The organism is Terrilactibacillus tamarindi, assembly GCF_009718825.1.
In the GTDB taxonomy this organism is placed as follows: Bacteria; Bacillota; Bacilli; order Bacillales; family Sporolactobacillaceae; genus Terrilactibacillus; species Terrilactibacillus tamarindi.
In genome coordinates this window covers 155,018-171,138 of sequence record NZ_WNHB01000004.1, presented here as the reverse complement: position 1 = coordinate 171,138, position 16,121 = coordinate 155,018, and the positions used below count along the sequence as shown (strand labels likewise).

The window sequence follows — 16,121 nt, the reverse complement described above, 5'->3', positions numbered from 1 at the left end:
TTGCCGTTAATGCCGGATAAATTGGAGTGACCTTATGTCTACAAATGATGGCAATACATTGGGAAAGAATGATCCATTAATTAGAAAACTGTTAACTCTTGAAGAAACACTTTGGACAAACCCAAATTATTTTAAGAAGAATCAAACGACGAAAAAGAGCTCGATAACCATAGAAGACATTCAAGAAGCTGAGGAGCGGTTACAACGTTTTGCACCTTATATAGCTAAAGTCTTCCCGGAAACCCGTGCAGCAGGCGGACTGATTGAATCGAAACTAACAAGTATCCCTAAGATGAAAGGCTATCTTGAAAAAATCTATCAAGTACCTATTCATGGTCGTTTATTACTCAAACGTGATGATCAGCTCCCGATCTCTGGTTCAATTAAGGCTAGAGGTGGTATCTATGAAGTTCTTAAGCATGCAGAGTCACTCGCTATCCGCCATGGACTTTTAAAAACAGAGGATAACTATGCTATTTTGGATAGTGAAAAATTCAAAACCTTTTTCTCAAACTTTTCTATCGCTGTAGGTTCAACAGGTAATCTAGGCTTAAGCATTGGTATCATGAGTGCACAGATTGGCCTTTCTGTAAAAGTTCACATGTCGCATGACGCCAAACAGTGGAAAAAGGATCTCCTAAGAGAAAAAGGTGCCGAGGTCGTTGAATATAAAACCGATTATAGTCTGGCTGTTGAAGAAGGGAGAAAGGAAGCAGAGAAAGATCCCACATGCTATTTTATCGATGATGAAAATTCTAAAGATTTATTTCTAGGGTATGCCACTTCCGCACTTCGACTAAAAAAACAACTTGATGATTCCAATGTCACCATTGATGCGGCTCATCCCCTTTTTGTTTATCTGCCTTGCGGAGTGGGTGGCGGTCCTGGCGGTGTCGCTTTTGGTCTAAAAACGCTTTATCAAGAGTCTGTTCATTGCTTTTTTGCTGAACCAACACACGCCCCTTGTATGCTTCTAGGACTATCAACAGGTCTGCATGATCAAATCTCAGTCCAAGACATTGGATTAGATAACAAAACAGATGCCGATGGTCTAGCTGTTGGTCGGCCATCCGGTTTTGTGGGAAAATTAATTGAGCCCTTTATTAGTGGGTGTTATACCGTTAGTGATACCACACTATATCGATTGCTAAGTTCTCTGATTCAAACCGAAGGCATTTATTTGGAACCATCGGCTCTGGCAGGGATGTTGGGACCGATTCAACTTTTAAAAAATGGACAGTCTTATCTTAAGACGAACGATCTGATGAACAAAATGAAAAAAGGGACTCATATCGTTTGGGCAACAGGTGGAAGCATGGTTCCAGCCGAAATCATGAAAGAGTATGATAAAAAAGGTCAAGCATTATTAGGAAAAAAATAAGAGAACTCGCTTTATAGTGAGTTCTCTTTCTATTGATTAATGAACAGTTGCTGGTTTTGAGTTAGCTTCTTTTTTATCATCATCAACTAAACTATATTTTTGCCAAGCTCCATTTTTCCAACGAAAATGCATCGTAATGGCACGAATCCATTCGTCTGCGGCATTCGCTATCCAAATTCCTGGCAAACCCATGTTTAAATGAAAAACAAGAAAATAGCCAAGCGGTAAACTGACACCGACCATCGAGATTAGCCCCATATAGAGAGGAAATTTGGCATCCCCCGCCGCCCGCAAGGAATTAATCATAATAATATTGCCTGTGCGTCCTGTTTCAAGCAAAATACTAAAGAGGATCACTTCAGAACCAAGCTTAATAATATCAGCATTGGTTGTGAACAAGCCAAAAAGTGGTTCCCGTGCAGCTATGATGATGATATCCATCACGATGGTCACTAACAAAGACCATTTCACACTTTGCCTTACTCTTCGATACGCTTCAACCGGTTCTTTAGCTCCAACTAGTCTTCCAGTAATGATGGCTGTTCCCATGGAGACGGCCACACTGAATAAATAGATGTACATCGAAATATTCACGGCATATTGACGAGTAGCCATGGCTTCGGCACCAAGATAGGTCGCATAAAAGAAAAACACGAGCTGACAGCATTGATAAGTGATTTGTTCAACTGCAGATGGAATGCCTATATTAAAGATCTTTATTACATAACTTTTTGTTAAGGTTAAATAATCCTTGATTTTTAGTCTAACATCCATAAGATGATAGAACAGAATGAAAAAGATAATCAAACAAATAAATCGACTGCTGATATTTGATATAGCTGCCCCTTCAACTCCCATAGCTGAGAATCCAAAGTGCCCAAAGATAAACATATAGTTAAACAGTAAGTGTAGGATATTCAGTAACACTGAAACGAGCATGGTATGCTTCGTATAACCATAAGTTCGAATAATAGCGGCTAATATATTAATAAGTGCTTGTAAGAAAATACCTCCACCAACTATCAACAGATAGGTTTTGGCATAGACATAAATATCGCCATGTAAGTTCATGGCTTGGAGCATGAACCCTCCGAAAAGGATGAAGATCAGGCTAAGAGAGATACCCACCATTAAATTTAAGGTAATGGCGACCGCAGAAATCTTAGCTGCTTCATATAATTTTTTAGAGCCAATATATTGCGCAATAACAATCGCTGCACCATTGCCGATCACCTCTAAAACTAAGATCGCAATCGTAATAATCTGATTGGATGCTCCTACTCCTGCAACAGCATCATCGGAAACACCGCTGATCATAAATGTATCGACACTACCAACCAACATAAACAAAAAGACCTCTAGAAAAATAGGCCATGTTAGACGAATGAGTTTTAGATCGTTAGGTACAGACTGCGTTGAAACAGCTTGTTTCTTTTGCACTCTCGTCACCTTCCTCCTTAAAATAAAGTGAAACTTCCATCAGTGGGGGTTTTCTTCATCCCCCACTGATGGTTAGCTGAACCAATCGGACCTTTACGGGCAGTTGATCCCCCACCTATCTTCTTTGACTACTCAGAATCTTGAGGTGGGGGTCTTTACTTGCCGTTAAGGCGGGATGGGATAAAATGAAACTTTTCTAGTGTGTGGGTTATAAACCCCACTTATACTTTGATTCTCAATAATCTTTAAGCAGGATTTTTTATTGGTCGGAAATAATAATTTGTTAAAAGCTCTACGTATAGTAGCATATTATTCTTGGTAATGCACGCACTTTTGAACAAATTTTTTCATCATTTTTTTACCCTTATTTTCTAAATATATAAAAGCCTTATCCATTAAGGTTAAGGCTTATACGTCTTATATATCCAGTTTTACGGTAACTTTAAACAAATCCCCATCTAATTCAATGTCAAACTGCCCATGATGCAGATCAATGATCGATTTACTAATCGCAAGACCAAGACCTGATCCTTCGGTATGACGTGAAGCATCTCCTCGCTTGAAACGTTCAAAAAGTTCGTCCATATTACCACCAAGTTCATATTTGGTGACATTTTTAAATGTGATGATCGCTTCATTTTCTTTTACTCTTAAATCAATATAAACACGTGTATTTTCTAATGAGTATTTAACAATGTTTCCAATTAAATTATCAAAGACACGCCATATTTTTTGTCCATCAACAATTGCATGAACAGGCTTGTCTGGCTTAGTTACTCGAAATTGAAGCTTTGAATCTTGAATAATATCATCGTACTCCGCTAAAGCTTGCTCAAGAAGCTCATTTAAATTCACTTGTTCCATAACGAGTTCAATATTACCACTCGTCATTTTTGTGACTTCAAATAAATCATCGATCAGCACCTTCAAGCGCTTGGCTTTTCGATCAATAATCTGAACGTAACTGTTACGTTCATCATGTGTGAGATCGGGTGTTTTTAGTAATTCCGTGTACGTAATCACGGAAGTTAACGGTGTTCTTAGATCATGACTCACATTGGTGATTAATTCGTTTTTTAGTCGTTCACTTTTTGCTTGTTCCTTTTGAGATGTCTTTACCCCATGCTTAAGTGTATTGATGTCTTCTGCAAGTTTTGCAAGTGGCGTTAAGCCCTTTACAGGAAGATCTTGAGGTAATTCACCACGAACAATTTGTCTCGCATTGATGATGATTTGACTTAAATAGCCCACATATCTGAGAACCAATATAAGGGTTGGCAATCCTACTATTAAAAAAGCTAACAAAATGGGAATTAAGGAATCCCATACATAATAAGAAAAAGCTGCCACAATTCCAAAACAAAAGACAAGCGTTAAGAGAACAAAAACAAAGATTTGCATACCCACCAGATTTTGAAATGTTTTTGATATTGAAAAATAGATCAAATAAATGACACTTTTTTCCCATTGAAGAGATCGTTTTTTATTTTTTACTATATCCATTAAAAAGATCAGTTGAATAGCAAGTGTTGCCATGGACAAGATAGCGAGTCCTTGTTCCCAAAAAATGTCGAGACTATAAAATGTATAATCGACATTAGTCCAGCTCGTACTGTCATTAATAAAGGTTGTAACAAAAATGAGATTCAATAAACAAAGCATGGCTCGTAAATCAATGGGTATTCGGTCATAGACTTTTATAAGATGTGTACTGACGATGCGTTGATAAGTATTCCGTTTCTTATTTAAATAATAACTGAAGATTAGAGCAGCTAAACCGAAGACAAGACAGATGATAATGATGACTCTTTTAATATTATAGTTATGGTATTGATCCATAATAAAGTGATTTTTTGGAGCTGAATTTAAGATAAAGATTTGTCCCTCATAAGTTTTTGCACTTTTGCTCAATACGTTTACAATGGTTACATTAGGTGTTTGTAGACTCTCGCTCTCTGATGTTGTCTGAAATCCAACTCCTTCATCTGGTATATTTATAAAATTTGCTGTATTAAATTCTGTTTGTTTTGACAACGAAAACTTATCGTTAAAAAGCATATCATTTTGGTTAATATCCTTGTCTTGACTTGATATGTTCGTATAAATTTTATCCGTCTCAGTATCCCTGAGGTAATATTTGAATACTTTCTTCCCAAATTCCAAGTTTTTTTGGTTATATTTTTTGATATTTTTGTAGTATTTATCAATTTGTTCTTCTTTAGCTTTGATAATTTTGTTTCTTACGTAGTCATCGCTACTAAAGTTTTTATTTATATCGTCTATTTTTTTATCGCGTTCTTTTTTATAGTAATTTTCGGCATTTTTATTTTTATTCTCCTTTGCTTCATTAATTTTGTTTTCATATTGTTCTGTTATATTAGAGACTTGCTCCATTAAATCCCCATACTGATAGCGATAATCATGAATTTCTTGATCAGAAACGGTTATATGTTTTTTGACTTCTAATGGACTAGAATGGTTCAACTCGAGTGCTGCTAAAGCCGTTTCAAATTCATTTAATTCACTTTGGAAATTTGGTGTTTGAAAATAATTACCTCTGATATATTGTGTACCATGGCTAACTACCGTGTATAAACCATATATGCCGCTTACTAGAAGTAATATCCATATTCCTATTAACAATCTATTTTTCAATTTTGTATCCAATCCCCCATACCACCTTTAAATATCTTGGATTCTTCGGATCTATTTCAATTTTTTCCCTTATTTTTCGAATATGTACGGCAACCGTATTTTCCGCGTTATAACAAGGCTCATTCCACACTCGCTCATAAATGTCATGAATGGAGAAAACCCGTCCTGCGTGTGTCATTAATAATTCACAGATTTTGTATTCAATCGGGGTCAGCTTAACTTCTTCACCATTGACCGTGACCCGTTTTGCTGATGGTTCGAGAGTCAACCCGCGGATATCAATGACTTGTTCCATACCGTCATAGGTTCCTAGTTTCACATAACGTCTCAACTGTGATTTGACTCTGGCAATCAATTCTAGTGGATTAAAGGGTTTTGTGACGTAGTCATCCGCTCCTACTTGTAAACCAAGGATCTTATCCGTGTCCTCGCTCTTGGCGCTCAAAATAATTATGGGAATATTCTTTTGTTCTCGAATTTTAAACGTCGTGGAGATGCCGTCTAATCTAGGCATCATGACATCCAAAATAATAAGATGAATCTCGTGTTCATTTAGTTTATCTATGGCTTCAATCCCGTCTTTTGCTTTAATCACGGTAATTCCTTCATTTTTCAAATATATTTCAATCGCATCACGAATTTCTTTTTCATCATCTACAACCAATACTTGGTAATCATTCATCTCTCTCACTCCTTTCTCTCGAGTATATCATGTGAATTTCTCTTTCACTGCTTATAGTCTAATTCATAAAACTTAACAACTTCCTATAATAAAAATGAAGATTTTCTTAAGAAATTATGAGCTAAATGTGATGATGATTAGGCTTTTTTGTCCAAATTAAAAGCACCTTCTATTCGAAGTGCCAGTATTGTTTTTTTATTTAGGCTCTTTTCCAAGAGATAGTTCCTAGTTTTGTTTTTTGGTTAGTAGTCCCTGTCTAGTCATTTTCCTTCCACCCTTTTTTAGTTATTTTCCCATAAACCAACCGTTAACCAATCAAAATATATTGTTGACAAATAAACAATGTAAACCTATCATTATTCTTAGTTAACACATAAGGAGGACTATCATGAAAACGAAATCATTAACTCTTATATCGTTATTTGTAGCTGTTATGATCGTATTTGGAACCCTACCTACCATCCAAATTCCATTTATCCCTGTCCCATTTACATTCCAGATGATCGGTGTCATGTTGGTGGGGAGTATTTTAGGTGCTAGAAAAGGATTTATTGCCATGTTGGTCTTCATCATACTCATAGCTGCTGGGTGCCCATTTTTATCCGGCGGAAGAGGTGGTTTAGCTGTATTATTGGGACCGACTGGAGGTTATGTTCTATCATGGCCGATCGCTGTTTTCGTCATCGGACTTATTACAGACCACATTAAAGTCATGAAACTTGTCGTGATCCAGTACTATTTCGCTATTTTAGTAGGTATCTTCACTATTTATTTTTCAGGCGTACTTTGGCTATCCATCTATAATCACTTACCGCTTAATAGTGTCATAGCAGGAAATTCTATTCTATTTGTTTTGGATCTTGTAAAAGCCGCTTTATGTGCAACTTTAGCCAGTCAATTAAGAAGCAGACTTGCTGTCTCTGGTAAGTTGTCTTAAAGCTGAATTTCTTAAAAGATAAGACGGACTTTTTGTTTTCATTAGAACACGGCTAAAATACTTAGAAAAGAGGATGCGACAATGAAATGGTTTAGTTTAGCTCAAAAAGTGATTAATGGTTATGAATGTACCAAGGAAGATGCCTTAGACATATTAAATACTCCAGAAGAAGATACATTAAGTCTTGTTCATGGTGCCTATCAGATAAGAAAACATTATTATGGTAATAACGTTAAGTTAAATATGATTATAAATGCAAAAAGTGGCCGTTGCGTAGAGAACTGTGGTTATTGTTCACAGTCTATCTATGCTAATACACAAATTGAAAATTATTCCCTTGTTAATGAGGAAACGATTCTCAAAGGGGCAAGGAAAGCAAAAGAAGATAACGTGGGAACCTATTGTATTGTGATGAGTGGTCGTAAAGCTTCGCCTAGAGAAATACGGGCGGTTTGTTCAGCCGTAGAAAAAATTAAAGATGAAATGAATCTTAAGGTCTGTGCTTGTCTTGGGCTTATTAATGAAGAACAAGCTAAAGAGTTAAAAGCAGCTGGAGTGGATCGATTTAATCATAATATCAATACAAGCGAAGCCCATCATGATCAAATTACAACGACGCATCACTACCAAGACCGTGTAAATACCATTGAAGCTGTCAAAAAAGCCCACATATCGCCTTGTTCAGGGATTATTTGTGGCATGGGAGAGTCTAAGGAAGATTTAATCGATATGGCTTTTGCCTTGAAATCCCTCGACGCTGACTCCATTCCAGTCAACTTTCTCCATGCTATCCCTGGTACAAAACTAGAAAACATGGATGACTTAACGCCGAATAAATGTTTAAAGATCCTCGCTCTTTTTCGTTATATTAATCCAAAAAAAGAAATTCGTTTATCTGGCGGCCGTGAAGTTAATTTGCGCTCACTACAAAGCCTTGGTCTTTATATCGCCAATTCCATCTTTGTCGGGGATTACTTAACAACAGCAGGACAAGATAAAACCGAAGATTATAAAATGATCGAGGACCTAGGATTTCATATTGAGTCAAATGCATTTGAAACAGAAGCCCAAAAGCTCTAGGATTATAACTCGCTCCTTTCGTAATGTAGCTCTGATTTGGTTTGGTTTTTGTAGTAATTCAGTTCAACCAAATTAACCTTCGAAATTACGAGTAAGGAGCTAGTTTCGTTCATGATAACTTTATGAATGCTCCTTAGGGTATGAATTTGGATAATTATGATATTATAAACCTATACATACTCATGTGTTTGTTCAAAAAGAGGCTTTATAGACCTCTTTTTGAGCATTAATCAAAAGGAGATGACAGACATGAAGGATGAACTCATTGAACGATTCACTTCATATGTAAAAGTTGATACGCAATCAAATGAAGATATTGAAACTTGCCCATCAACCCCTGGTCAATTAACCCTCGCTAACAACCTTGTTGAAGAACTTAAGTCTATTGGCATGGAAGAAGTAACAATAGACGAGAACGGCTATGTTATGGCTACACTACCTGCAAACACAACGAAAAACGTTCCCACTATTGGTTTCTTGGCACATGTCGATACGGCTACTGATTTTACTGGAAAAAATGTCAATCCACAAATTGTTGAAAATTACGACGGGAAAGACATCGTTTTAAATGAAGCTTTGAAAGTTGTTTTATCACCAACGACCTTCCCAGAACTTGCAAAATATAAAGGTCATACACTGATTACAACAGATGGCACCACTCTTCTCGGAGCTGATGATAAATCTGGTATTACTGAAATTATGACCGCCATGAACTACCTCATTCAACATCCAGAGATCAAACATGGTCGGATTCGAGTTGCGTTCACACCAGATGAAGAAATAGGACGTGGACCACATAAGTTTAATGTTAAAGCTTTTGATGCTAAATATGCGTACACGATGGATGGCGGCCCTCTTGGTGAATTACAATACGAAAGCTTCAATGCAGCTCAAGCCAAAATAACCATTAAGGGAAGCAATGTCCACCCTGGCTCTGCAAAAAATAAAATGATCAATTCCATGAAAATCGCGTTTGCTTTCAATAGCAAATTGCCAGTTAAAGAAGCCCCAGAATATACCGAAAACTATGAAGGATTTTATCATTTACTTTCGATCGAAGGGGACGTTGAACAAACAAAAATGATCTACATTATTCGTGATCATTACCGCGAGAAGTTCAACGAGAAAAAAGAAACCGTGAAAACACTCATTAATGAATTTAAACAAACATATGGTGAAGATAACGTTATTCTTGAATTAAAAGATCAATATTATAATATGCGTGAAAAAATAGAGCCCGTTAAAGAAATTGTGGATATTGCACATCAAGCCATGGAAAATCTTGATATTAAACCGATTGTTGAACCTATTCGCGGAGGAACCGATGGATCTCAACTCTCTTACATGGGCCTACCTACACCAAACATTTTTACAGGCGGAGAAAATTTCCACGGTAAATATGAATATATATCCGTTGATAATATGATCAAAGCAACGAATGTCATTGTTGAGATTGCTAAATTATTTGAAGAAAAAGCTTAATAAGAGAAAAGAGAAGGTGCGAGAATTTGCTCACACCTCTTTTTTTCATTCTTCATGAGCATTTTATCTACTTAATTTTTAATTCCGAGTCAATTTATCAAATTTAGGTATTCCTTTTTTTCTAAATCTTTGATATCATTCAACTACTCTAACCTAGAAAGGAACATCAACCAGTGAATCAATCAATCAAAAGAAACTTTCCCCCCTTCAGAGCAGATCAAGTTGGAAGTTTACTCCGTACTGATCGTATAAAACAAGCACGTCAACAAAAAGCTCAAGGCGAAATCACTTCAGAACAATTACGTCTCATTGAAGATGAAGAAATAAAACGTATTGTAGCTAAACAAAAAGAGATAGGGTTACAAGCCGTAACAGATGGCGAATTTCGCCGTGCATGGTGGCACTTCGATTTTCTCGAAGGTTTGGACGGTGTCAGGGAGTTTGTCTCAGATAGTGGTATCCAATTCCATAACGTAACGACTAAAGCGCGTGGAATAAAAGTTGTTGATAAAATTGACTTTACCAATCATCCCATGTTAGAAGATTATAAGTTCTTACATCGTATTGCAGGAGATCACGTCGCAAAAATGACCATTCCAAGTCCTAATATGCTTTTATTTAGAGGGCTAGTAGAAGATGGTGTCTATCCCCATAAGGAAGACATGTACCGTGACTTATCTCAGGCTTATAAAAAAGCAATAAAATCTTTCTATGATGCCGGTTGTCGTTATTTGCAACTCGATGATACAGCTTGGGCTCATTTATGCTCTGACGAACAAAAAGAAAAACTACGTTCGCAAGGATTTGATCCTGAGGAAATGCGATTAACATTTACAAAAACGATTAATGACGCTGTAGCCGATCGTCCAGAAGATATGAATATAACCATGCATATTTGCCGAGGTAACTTCCAATCAACTTGGTTGTTTGCTGGTGGATATGAGCCCATAGCTGAGGATATTTTCGGAAAATTAAATGTAGATGGTTTATTCTTAGAATATGACAATGATCGCTCTGGCGGATTTGAACCTCTTCGTTTCGTTAATCGTCCAGATCTCAATATTGTCCTTGGACTGATCACGTCAAAATATGGTGAACTTGAAAATGCAGATGACGTTAAACGCCGTATTGAAGAAGCTTCAAAATACGTTAATCTAGATCAACTTTGCCTCAGTCCACAATGCGGATTTGCTTCCACTGAAGAAGGAAACAAACTAACAGAAGAGCAGCAATGGGACAAGCTACGCCATGTAGTCAATATTGCAAATGACGTTTGGAAGTAAACGTAATAATTAAAAAACAGACAAGGGAGGTAAGTTTTCCTTCCTTGTTTGTTTTATTTACTAGGCACTAACTTTGATTAAAGGTACTGATCTTTATCATGATTAATTATTAAGCCTATGGTTGAACAGATTCAACTTGATTCAATGCATAATTTAACTTTCTGCCCTGCACGACATCAATAATAACCTGGCAAGTTCTTTCTTTTAGCTCCCGAAGCGACTCTTCTGTGACATAAGCTGAGTGGGGTGTTAAGAGTATTTGTTCACACGAGAAATAGGGATGATTTGGCGCAGGTGGTTCCAAGTCTAAGACATCAATTCCTGCACCCTGTATCCACCCAGATTCTATCGCGCCAAGTAAATCCCCTTCATTTATGACAGCCCCGCGGCACGTATTAATCACATAAGCCCCTTTTGGCATCATGGCAAGCGTTTCTTTATTAACCATATTCGTTGTTTCTTCGGTTAAAGGCACATGTAAGGTTAAAATATTAGATGTTGCAAATAGCTCTTCAAATGATACTGGTTCAACTCCATGCTTTAGAATCTCATCATCTGACACATATTTGTCGTATGCGATCAATCTTACTCCGAACATTTGAAGCTTGCGTGCGACAAGCCTTCCGATACGGCCAAAACCAAGAATCCCCACGGTTTGATTCTTAAACCGATAAAGCGGAAGAACATCTAATGGATCCCATTTCCCATTTCTAACCTTTTGGTCATAGTCCTTCAATTGACGAGAGAGTGCAAACATGAGTGCAATTGAATGATCTGATACTTCTTCGGTACAATAATCCGGAATATTAGCTACAGCAATTCCTCGTTCTGTAGCTGCATCAATATCAACATGATTGTAGCCAACGCCAGAAATGGATATAGCTTTACAAGCAGGTAATTGCTCGATTAACTGCCTGGGGCATGGAAATCCAATTTGTGCAACGACCCCATCAGCATAAGGACCATACTTCTTTAAATCCTCTTCTAATGTTTCCGAACGACTGACTTTAAATGTAAAACCGTATTTGTCATACACCTCTTTTTCAATCGAATGATCTGTCCACTCGTCGTCTAAGATCCAAACAAACGGTTTTTGATTGAGCATTGGGTTCACCCCTCTATGACTATGATCCAACTTCTTGATTAATTCAATTGCTTAATATTAGCTATAACAATAGAAAATCTATCTATAAACTTAGTATTCTCACCATGTGAACCAATGGAAACACGAATATGAGTATTATATCCCCAGCCTGAGCAAGGTCTTATGAGCACGCCTTTTTCCATTAACTTTTGAAAGACTTCTACTGCATCCATCTTTACATCAACGAAAATAAAATTAGTATGAGAAGGGGTCACATCAAAGCCTTGTTCTTCAAAGAATTCAACCAATCTTTTCCTTTCAGCTGAATTTTTTTCAATGGTTTTATCTCGATGTGCTTGATCTTTTAATGCAGCAAGAGCTCCAATATGTCCGACTCGATTGACGCTAAATACTTCTCTTACCTTTTTCATGCGATCAATCAATGGCTTTTGTGCTATGGCATAGCCTACCCTGTTTCCTGCAAGACCATAAAGTTTAGAAAATGTCCTTAAAACAATCACATTCGGGTATGTTTTAATAAAATCGACACCCGTTGTATAATGTTCTTCCTGAATAAATTCAATATAAGCTTCATCAAGTATGATGAGAACTTGTTCTGGAACTTGATCTAAAAATGTTTGCAGACGTCCTTCCTCAAGAAGCGTCCCCGTTGGATTGTTGGGATTACAGACAAAGATCATTTTCGTTTTATCTGTTATTTGAGTTAGTAATCCATCTAAATCATAGACAAACCCATCAAGTAATGGGATTTCAACAGGTTTTCCACCCATAAGTAGAGTGCTTGAACGATAGGCGGCAAATGTCGGCGTACAATAAATCACTTCATCGCCTTCATTTATAAAAGCTTGGCCTAATTGATTGATCAAATTATCTGCACCATTTCCAGTGACAATTTCTTCTGGTTTAATACCATAATATTGAGCAAGCTCTGTGACAAGCTCCTCACAAGTTGCCTCGGGGTACAAATTAACTTCTTTAACAGCCTCTATCATCGCTTCAATCGCTTTTGGGGATGGACCCAGTGGATTTTCATTTGACGCTAGACGAATCACTTCATCCAAATGATAGTCTTTTTTCACTTCTTCAATAGATTTTCCTGGTATATATTCTGTTAGAAGATCGGTATATTTCCGCTGATATTCGGCCATGTAAACCCTCCTTTAAAACTGACAAGTCAATGCATCCGTAAAATAGTTCAATGACTCGCTTTACTTTTGAACTTCAAGTTCAATCGCTTTTAGACTTTCTTCGCGAATAAGTTCCGTTAAATGGTCTTTAATTTTTATGAAAGTTGGATCTGATTTGACATGATAGGTCCTAGGGTGTGGCAACTCAATTGGCATATCTTCCTTAATTTTACCTGGCCTAGACGTCATAACGAGAACTCGACTTCCTAAAAAAATGGCTTCTTCTACATCGTGTGTAATAAACAGAATGGTTTTCTTTTTCTTTTCCCAAATATTAAGTAATAGTTCCTGCATGATAAGACGTGTTTGACTATCTAACGCTCCGAATGGTTCATCCAGTAATAAAATTTCAGGATCGTTGGCAAGCGCCCGTGCGATGGCCACACGTTGTTTCATGCCACCGGATAATTGATTAGGGTAGTGTTTTTCAAATCCTTTTAACCCGACGAGTTCGATATAAGAATCGGATATGTCTTTCCGATCAGCCTCTTTCATCCCTTTATTTTTGAGACCAAATTGAATGTTTTTTTCAATCGTTAGCCAAGGAAACAGTGAATAGGCTTGGAAGACCATTCCGCGATTGGATGAAGGTCCGACTAATTCCTGATCACCTAAGTAAATATGACCCGATGTTTGTTCTTCAAGGCCACCCACCATCCGAAGCAAGGTCGATTTTCCACAGCCGGAAGGTCCAAGTATGGTGATGAATTCATTCTCCATAATGTCAAAGTTGATCGTATCTACCGCAAGAACATCGGTTTTTCCTTTATACACTTTTTGTATATTTTGTATGGTTACTTTAGGTTTCAATGGCTTACCTCCCGTAATTCCAAGAAAAGAGTTTTCTTGTCACGATTTTAAGTACGACATCACATATGAGCCCTAAAATACCGATAACAATGATGCCAAAGATAATGTTACTCGTTCGTATCATTCGTTGTGATTCGATGATGACATGTCCTATACCTGAAGGAGCAGCAATTAATTCAGCAACAATAATGTACGTCCAAGCCCAACCTAAGACGAGTCGAGTAATTTCCATAATCCCTGGCATTGCAGCTGGCAAGATAACGGATTTTATAATGCCAAAATTTGTGGAACCTAGTGTATAGGCTGCTTCGAGAAGCTCTTTCCTCACATTCCCAACTTCTACGGCAATCATCAGAACTAATGAAAAGAAGCTCCCAACAAAAATGACGGCGAGTTTCTCTGGTTCTTCAACACCTATCCACAAGATAAACAAAGGGATAAAAGCGGAAACGGGCATATATCGGACAAAGGAGATCACGGGTTCAAAAAAGGCTTCTACCACTTTAAATGTGCCGATCAGAACTCCTAACGGTAAGCCAATGATCAGAGCAAGAAGAAAACCGACAAAGACACGTGATATCGTGGCTAGGATATCTGTTGCAAAACCTAGTTCAGTAAATAATGTGACAGCTGAATTTATAATGTCCGTTGGTGTAGGTAAAAATAATGGATCAACCAAATGTGTATATGTGATCCCTGACCAGACAAGTAGGATGAGAATAAAACTACTAATACTTAATGATAAATAAAGTTTCTTTGAGATCGCCTTTTGCGGCTGAAGCCAGGATATTCTGCGTTTAGTTTCTTTTTTATTTTGCTCTTGGTACATTGGAATGGAAGCGTCATTCACGGCTGTTTTTGGATCCTGCATCGTTCGACCTCCCTAAGGTTTGTAAAATAACAGGTGGAGAGCCCTTCTCCACCTCATACATCCATCGACTTCTAATCATGCGGGCTCTTTTTCTTCATCACTGGTGGTTACCTGAATAGATTACTTAATAAACGAGTAGTTGATAAGTGAATCAGCGCCAGGATCTTTTTTAATGAGATCTTCTTTAAGCCAGAACTTTGTGGCTTTCTCAGTGAGTTCCATTAATTGTCCCGGAGATTCTTTTGTACCAAAGTAGCTTTCATTTTTTTCTCGATCATAATAACGGACCCCGCTAACTGCGCCTTTGAATTCATCGCTTGTTTGACTTGTTGATTTCGCCATAATACTAATGGCATCACCTTCATGCGTTTTATAGTAATCCACCGCTTCATACCATGACTTTACAAAAGCTTTCATGGCTTTAGGATTTTTCTTAATGAAATCACTTCGGAAAGCGATGGTATCTTCAATTACGCCTGGTGTTTCTTTACTGTCTAAAAGAACATGACCAAAACTTGTTTTCTTTGCATTTGTTAACCAAGGTTCCCAAGTGACAGCAGCATCTAATTTCTTAGCAACAAAGGCTGACCCTGCATCCCCTGCAGACATGTTTTGAATTTTAACATCTTTAACATCAATGTTGTTTTTATCAAGCATGTAGAGGAACCAGAAATAACTTGCGCCTCCATCTGTTTGTACACCTACTGTTTTCCCTTTCAAATCGGCTAAACTTTTAATGTCTTTCTTTGCGACCATGCCATCTCCACCGTATGAATCATCCAAAGCAACGACTTGTTGAACGGGGATGCCAGCAGCCGCTGTCATCACGTGAGTATCTACTGTAGAGGCAAAACCTTGAATAGTATTAGCAGCGAGAGCACTTCTTCTGTCTGCTACGGCTTCCATTTTAATCAATTTAACATCTAATCCATTTTTCTTGAAAAAGCCTTTTTCCTGGGCAATATATAACGGAGCGTAACCCACCCAACTGGATAAAGCGATAGCCATCTTTGTCGTTTTTTTATTAGAAGAAGAACTGTTACCGCTTGGCTGATCTTCCTTTGATCCACATCCAACGAGACTTATTAATAAAATAACTCCTAAAATACTAGCTAATAGCTTCTTTTTCATCTGAATACCCCCACCATATTTTTTTATATTCAAAAATAAGACTTGTCCTATTTTACTAGGTGTCCAAGAATTCAAGG

Annotated in this window: 13 protein-coding genes; 5 read left to right on the top strand and 8 right to left on the bottom strand. The window is 37.4% G+C overall.

What is annotated here, in order from left to right:
- Positions 1-34: 34 nt before the first annotated feature.
- Positions 35-1,381, top strand: coding sequence for a D-serine ammonia-lyase (locus GMB86_RS03995; protein WP_155217030.1), 1,347 nt, complete (start codon positions 35-37; stop codon positions 1,379-1,381).
- Positions 1,382-1,417: 36 nt separating this feature from the next.
- On the opposite strand, the gene GMB86_RS03990 is transcribed toward GMB86_RS03995, so the two are convergent.
- From GMB86_RS03990 to GMB86_RS03980, 3 genes are all read right to left on the bottom strand, one after another.
- A complete protein-coding gene (locus GMB86_RS03990; protein WP_408033828.1) occupies positions 1,418-2,830 on the bottom strand; it encodes an MATE family efflux transporter in 1,413 nt (470 codons plus the stop codon).
- A 408-nt stretch (positions 2,831-3,238) separates the two neighbouring features.
- Positions 3,239-5,488, bottom strand: a complete 2,250-nt coding sequence (locus GMB86_RS03985; RefSeq protein WP_155217028.1) for a sensor histidine kinase — start codon at positions 5,486-5,488, stop codon at positions 3,239-3,241.
- A complete protein-coding gene (locus GMB86_RS03980) occupies positions 5,466-6,158 on the bottom strand; it encodes a response regulator transcription factor (RefSeq protein WP_155217026.1) in 693 nt (230 codons plus the stop codon). Before GMB86_RS03980 ends, GMB86_RS03985 begins: the two co-directional genes overlap by 23 nt.
- Positions 6,159-6,546: 388 nt before the next feature.
- Here GMB86_RS03980 and GMB86_RS03975 point away from each other — a divergent pair, with 388 nt between their 5' ends.
- From GMB86_RS03975 to GMB86_RS03960, 4 genes are all read left to right on the top strand, one after another.
- Positions 6,547-7,095, top strand: coding sequence for a biotin transporter BioY (locus GMB86_RS03975; RefSeq protein ID WP_155217024.1), 549 nt, complete (start codon positions 6,547-6,549; stop codon positions 7,093-7,095).
- Positions 7,096-7,176: 81 nt separating this feature from the next.
- The gene (gene bioB / locus GMB86_RS03970) at positions 7,177-8,175 is read left to right on the top strand and encodes a biotin synthase BioB (protein WP_155217022.1); all 999 of its coding nucleotides are present in this window, start codon (positions 7,177-7,179) and stop codon (positions 8,173-8,175) included.
- 249 nt (positions 8,176-8,424) lie between these two features.
- Entirely contained in the window at positions 8,425-9,657 is a 1,233-nt protein-coding gene (gene pepT, locus GMB86_RS03965) for a peptidase T (RefSeq protein WP_155217020.1), read from the top strand.
- Positions 9,658-9,830: 173 nt separating this feature from the next.
- Positions 9,831-10,940, top strand: coding sequence for a 5-methyltetrahydropteroyltriglutamate--homocysteine S-methyltransferase (locus tag GMB86_RS03960; RefSeq protein ID WP_329602746.1), 1,110 nt, complete (start codon positions 9,831-9,833; stop codon positions 10,938-10,940).
- A gap of 115 nt (positions 10,941-11,055) precedes the next feature.
- Here the strand turns inward: GMB86_RS03960 and GMB86_RS03955 are convergent, their stop codons facing one another.
- The 5 genes from GMB86_RS03955 to GMB86_RS03935 form a co-directional block, all read right to left on the bottom strand.
- A complete protein-coding gene (locus GMB86_RS03955; protein ID WP_155217018.1) occupies positions 11,056-12,045 on the bottom strand; it encodes a C-terminal binding protein in 990 nt (329 codons plus the stop codon).
- 38 nt (positions 12,046-12,083) lie between these two features.
- Entirely contained in the window at positions 12,084-13,193 is a 1,110-nt protein-coding gene (hisC, locus tag GMB86_RS03950; protein ID WP_155217016.1) for a histidinol-phosphate transaminase, read from the bottom strand.
- Positions 13,194-13,253: 60 nt separating this feature from the next.
- Entirely contained in the window at positions 13,254-14,042 is a 789-nt protein-coding gene (locus tag GMB86_RS03945; RefSeq protein WP_155217014.1) for an ABC transporter ATP-binding protein, read from the bottom strand.
- A 4-nt stretch (positions 14,043-14,046) separates the two neighbouring features.
- Complete coding sequence (locus tag GMB86_RS03940) at positions 14,047-14,913, bottom strand: ABC transporter permease (RefSeq protein WP_230458990.1); 867 nt, start codon at positions 14,911-14,913, stop codon at positions 14,047-14,049.
- 120 nt (positions 14,914-15,033) lie between these two features.
- Positions 15,034-16,044 (bottom strand): ABC transporter substrate-binding protein, encoded by a 1,011-nt coding sequence (locus GMB86_RS03935; protein WP_155217012.1) that lies wholly within the window; start codon positions 16,042-16,044, stop codon positions 15,034-15,036.
- Between the last annotated feature and the right edge of the window lie 77 nt (positions 16,045-16,121).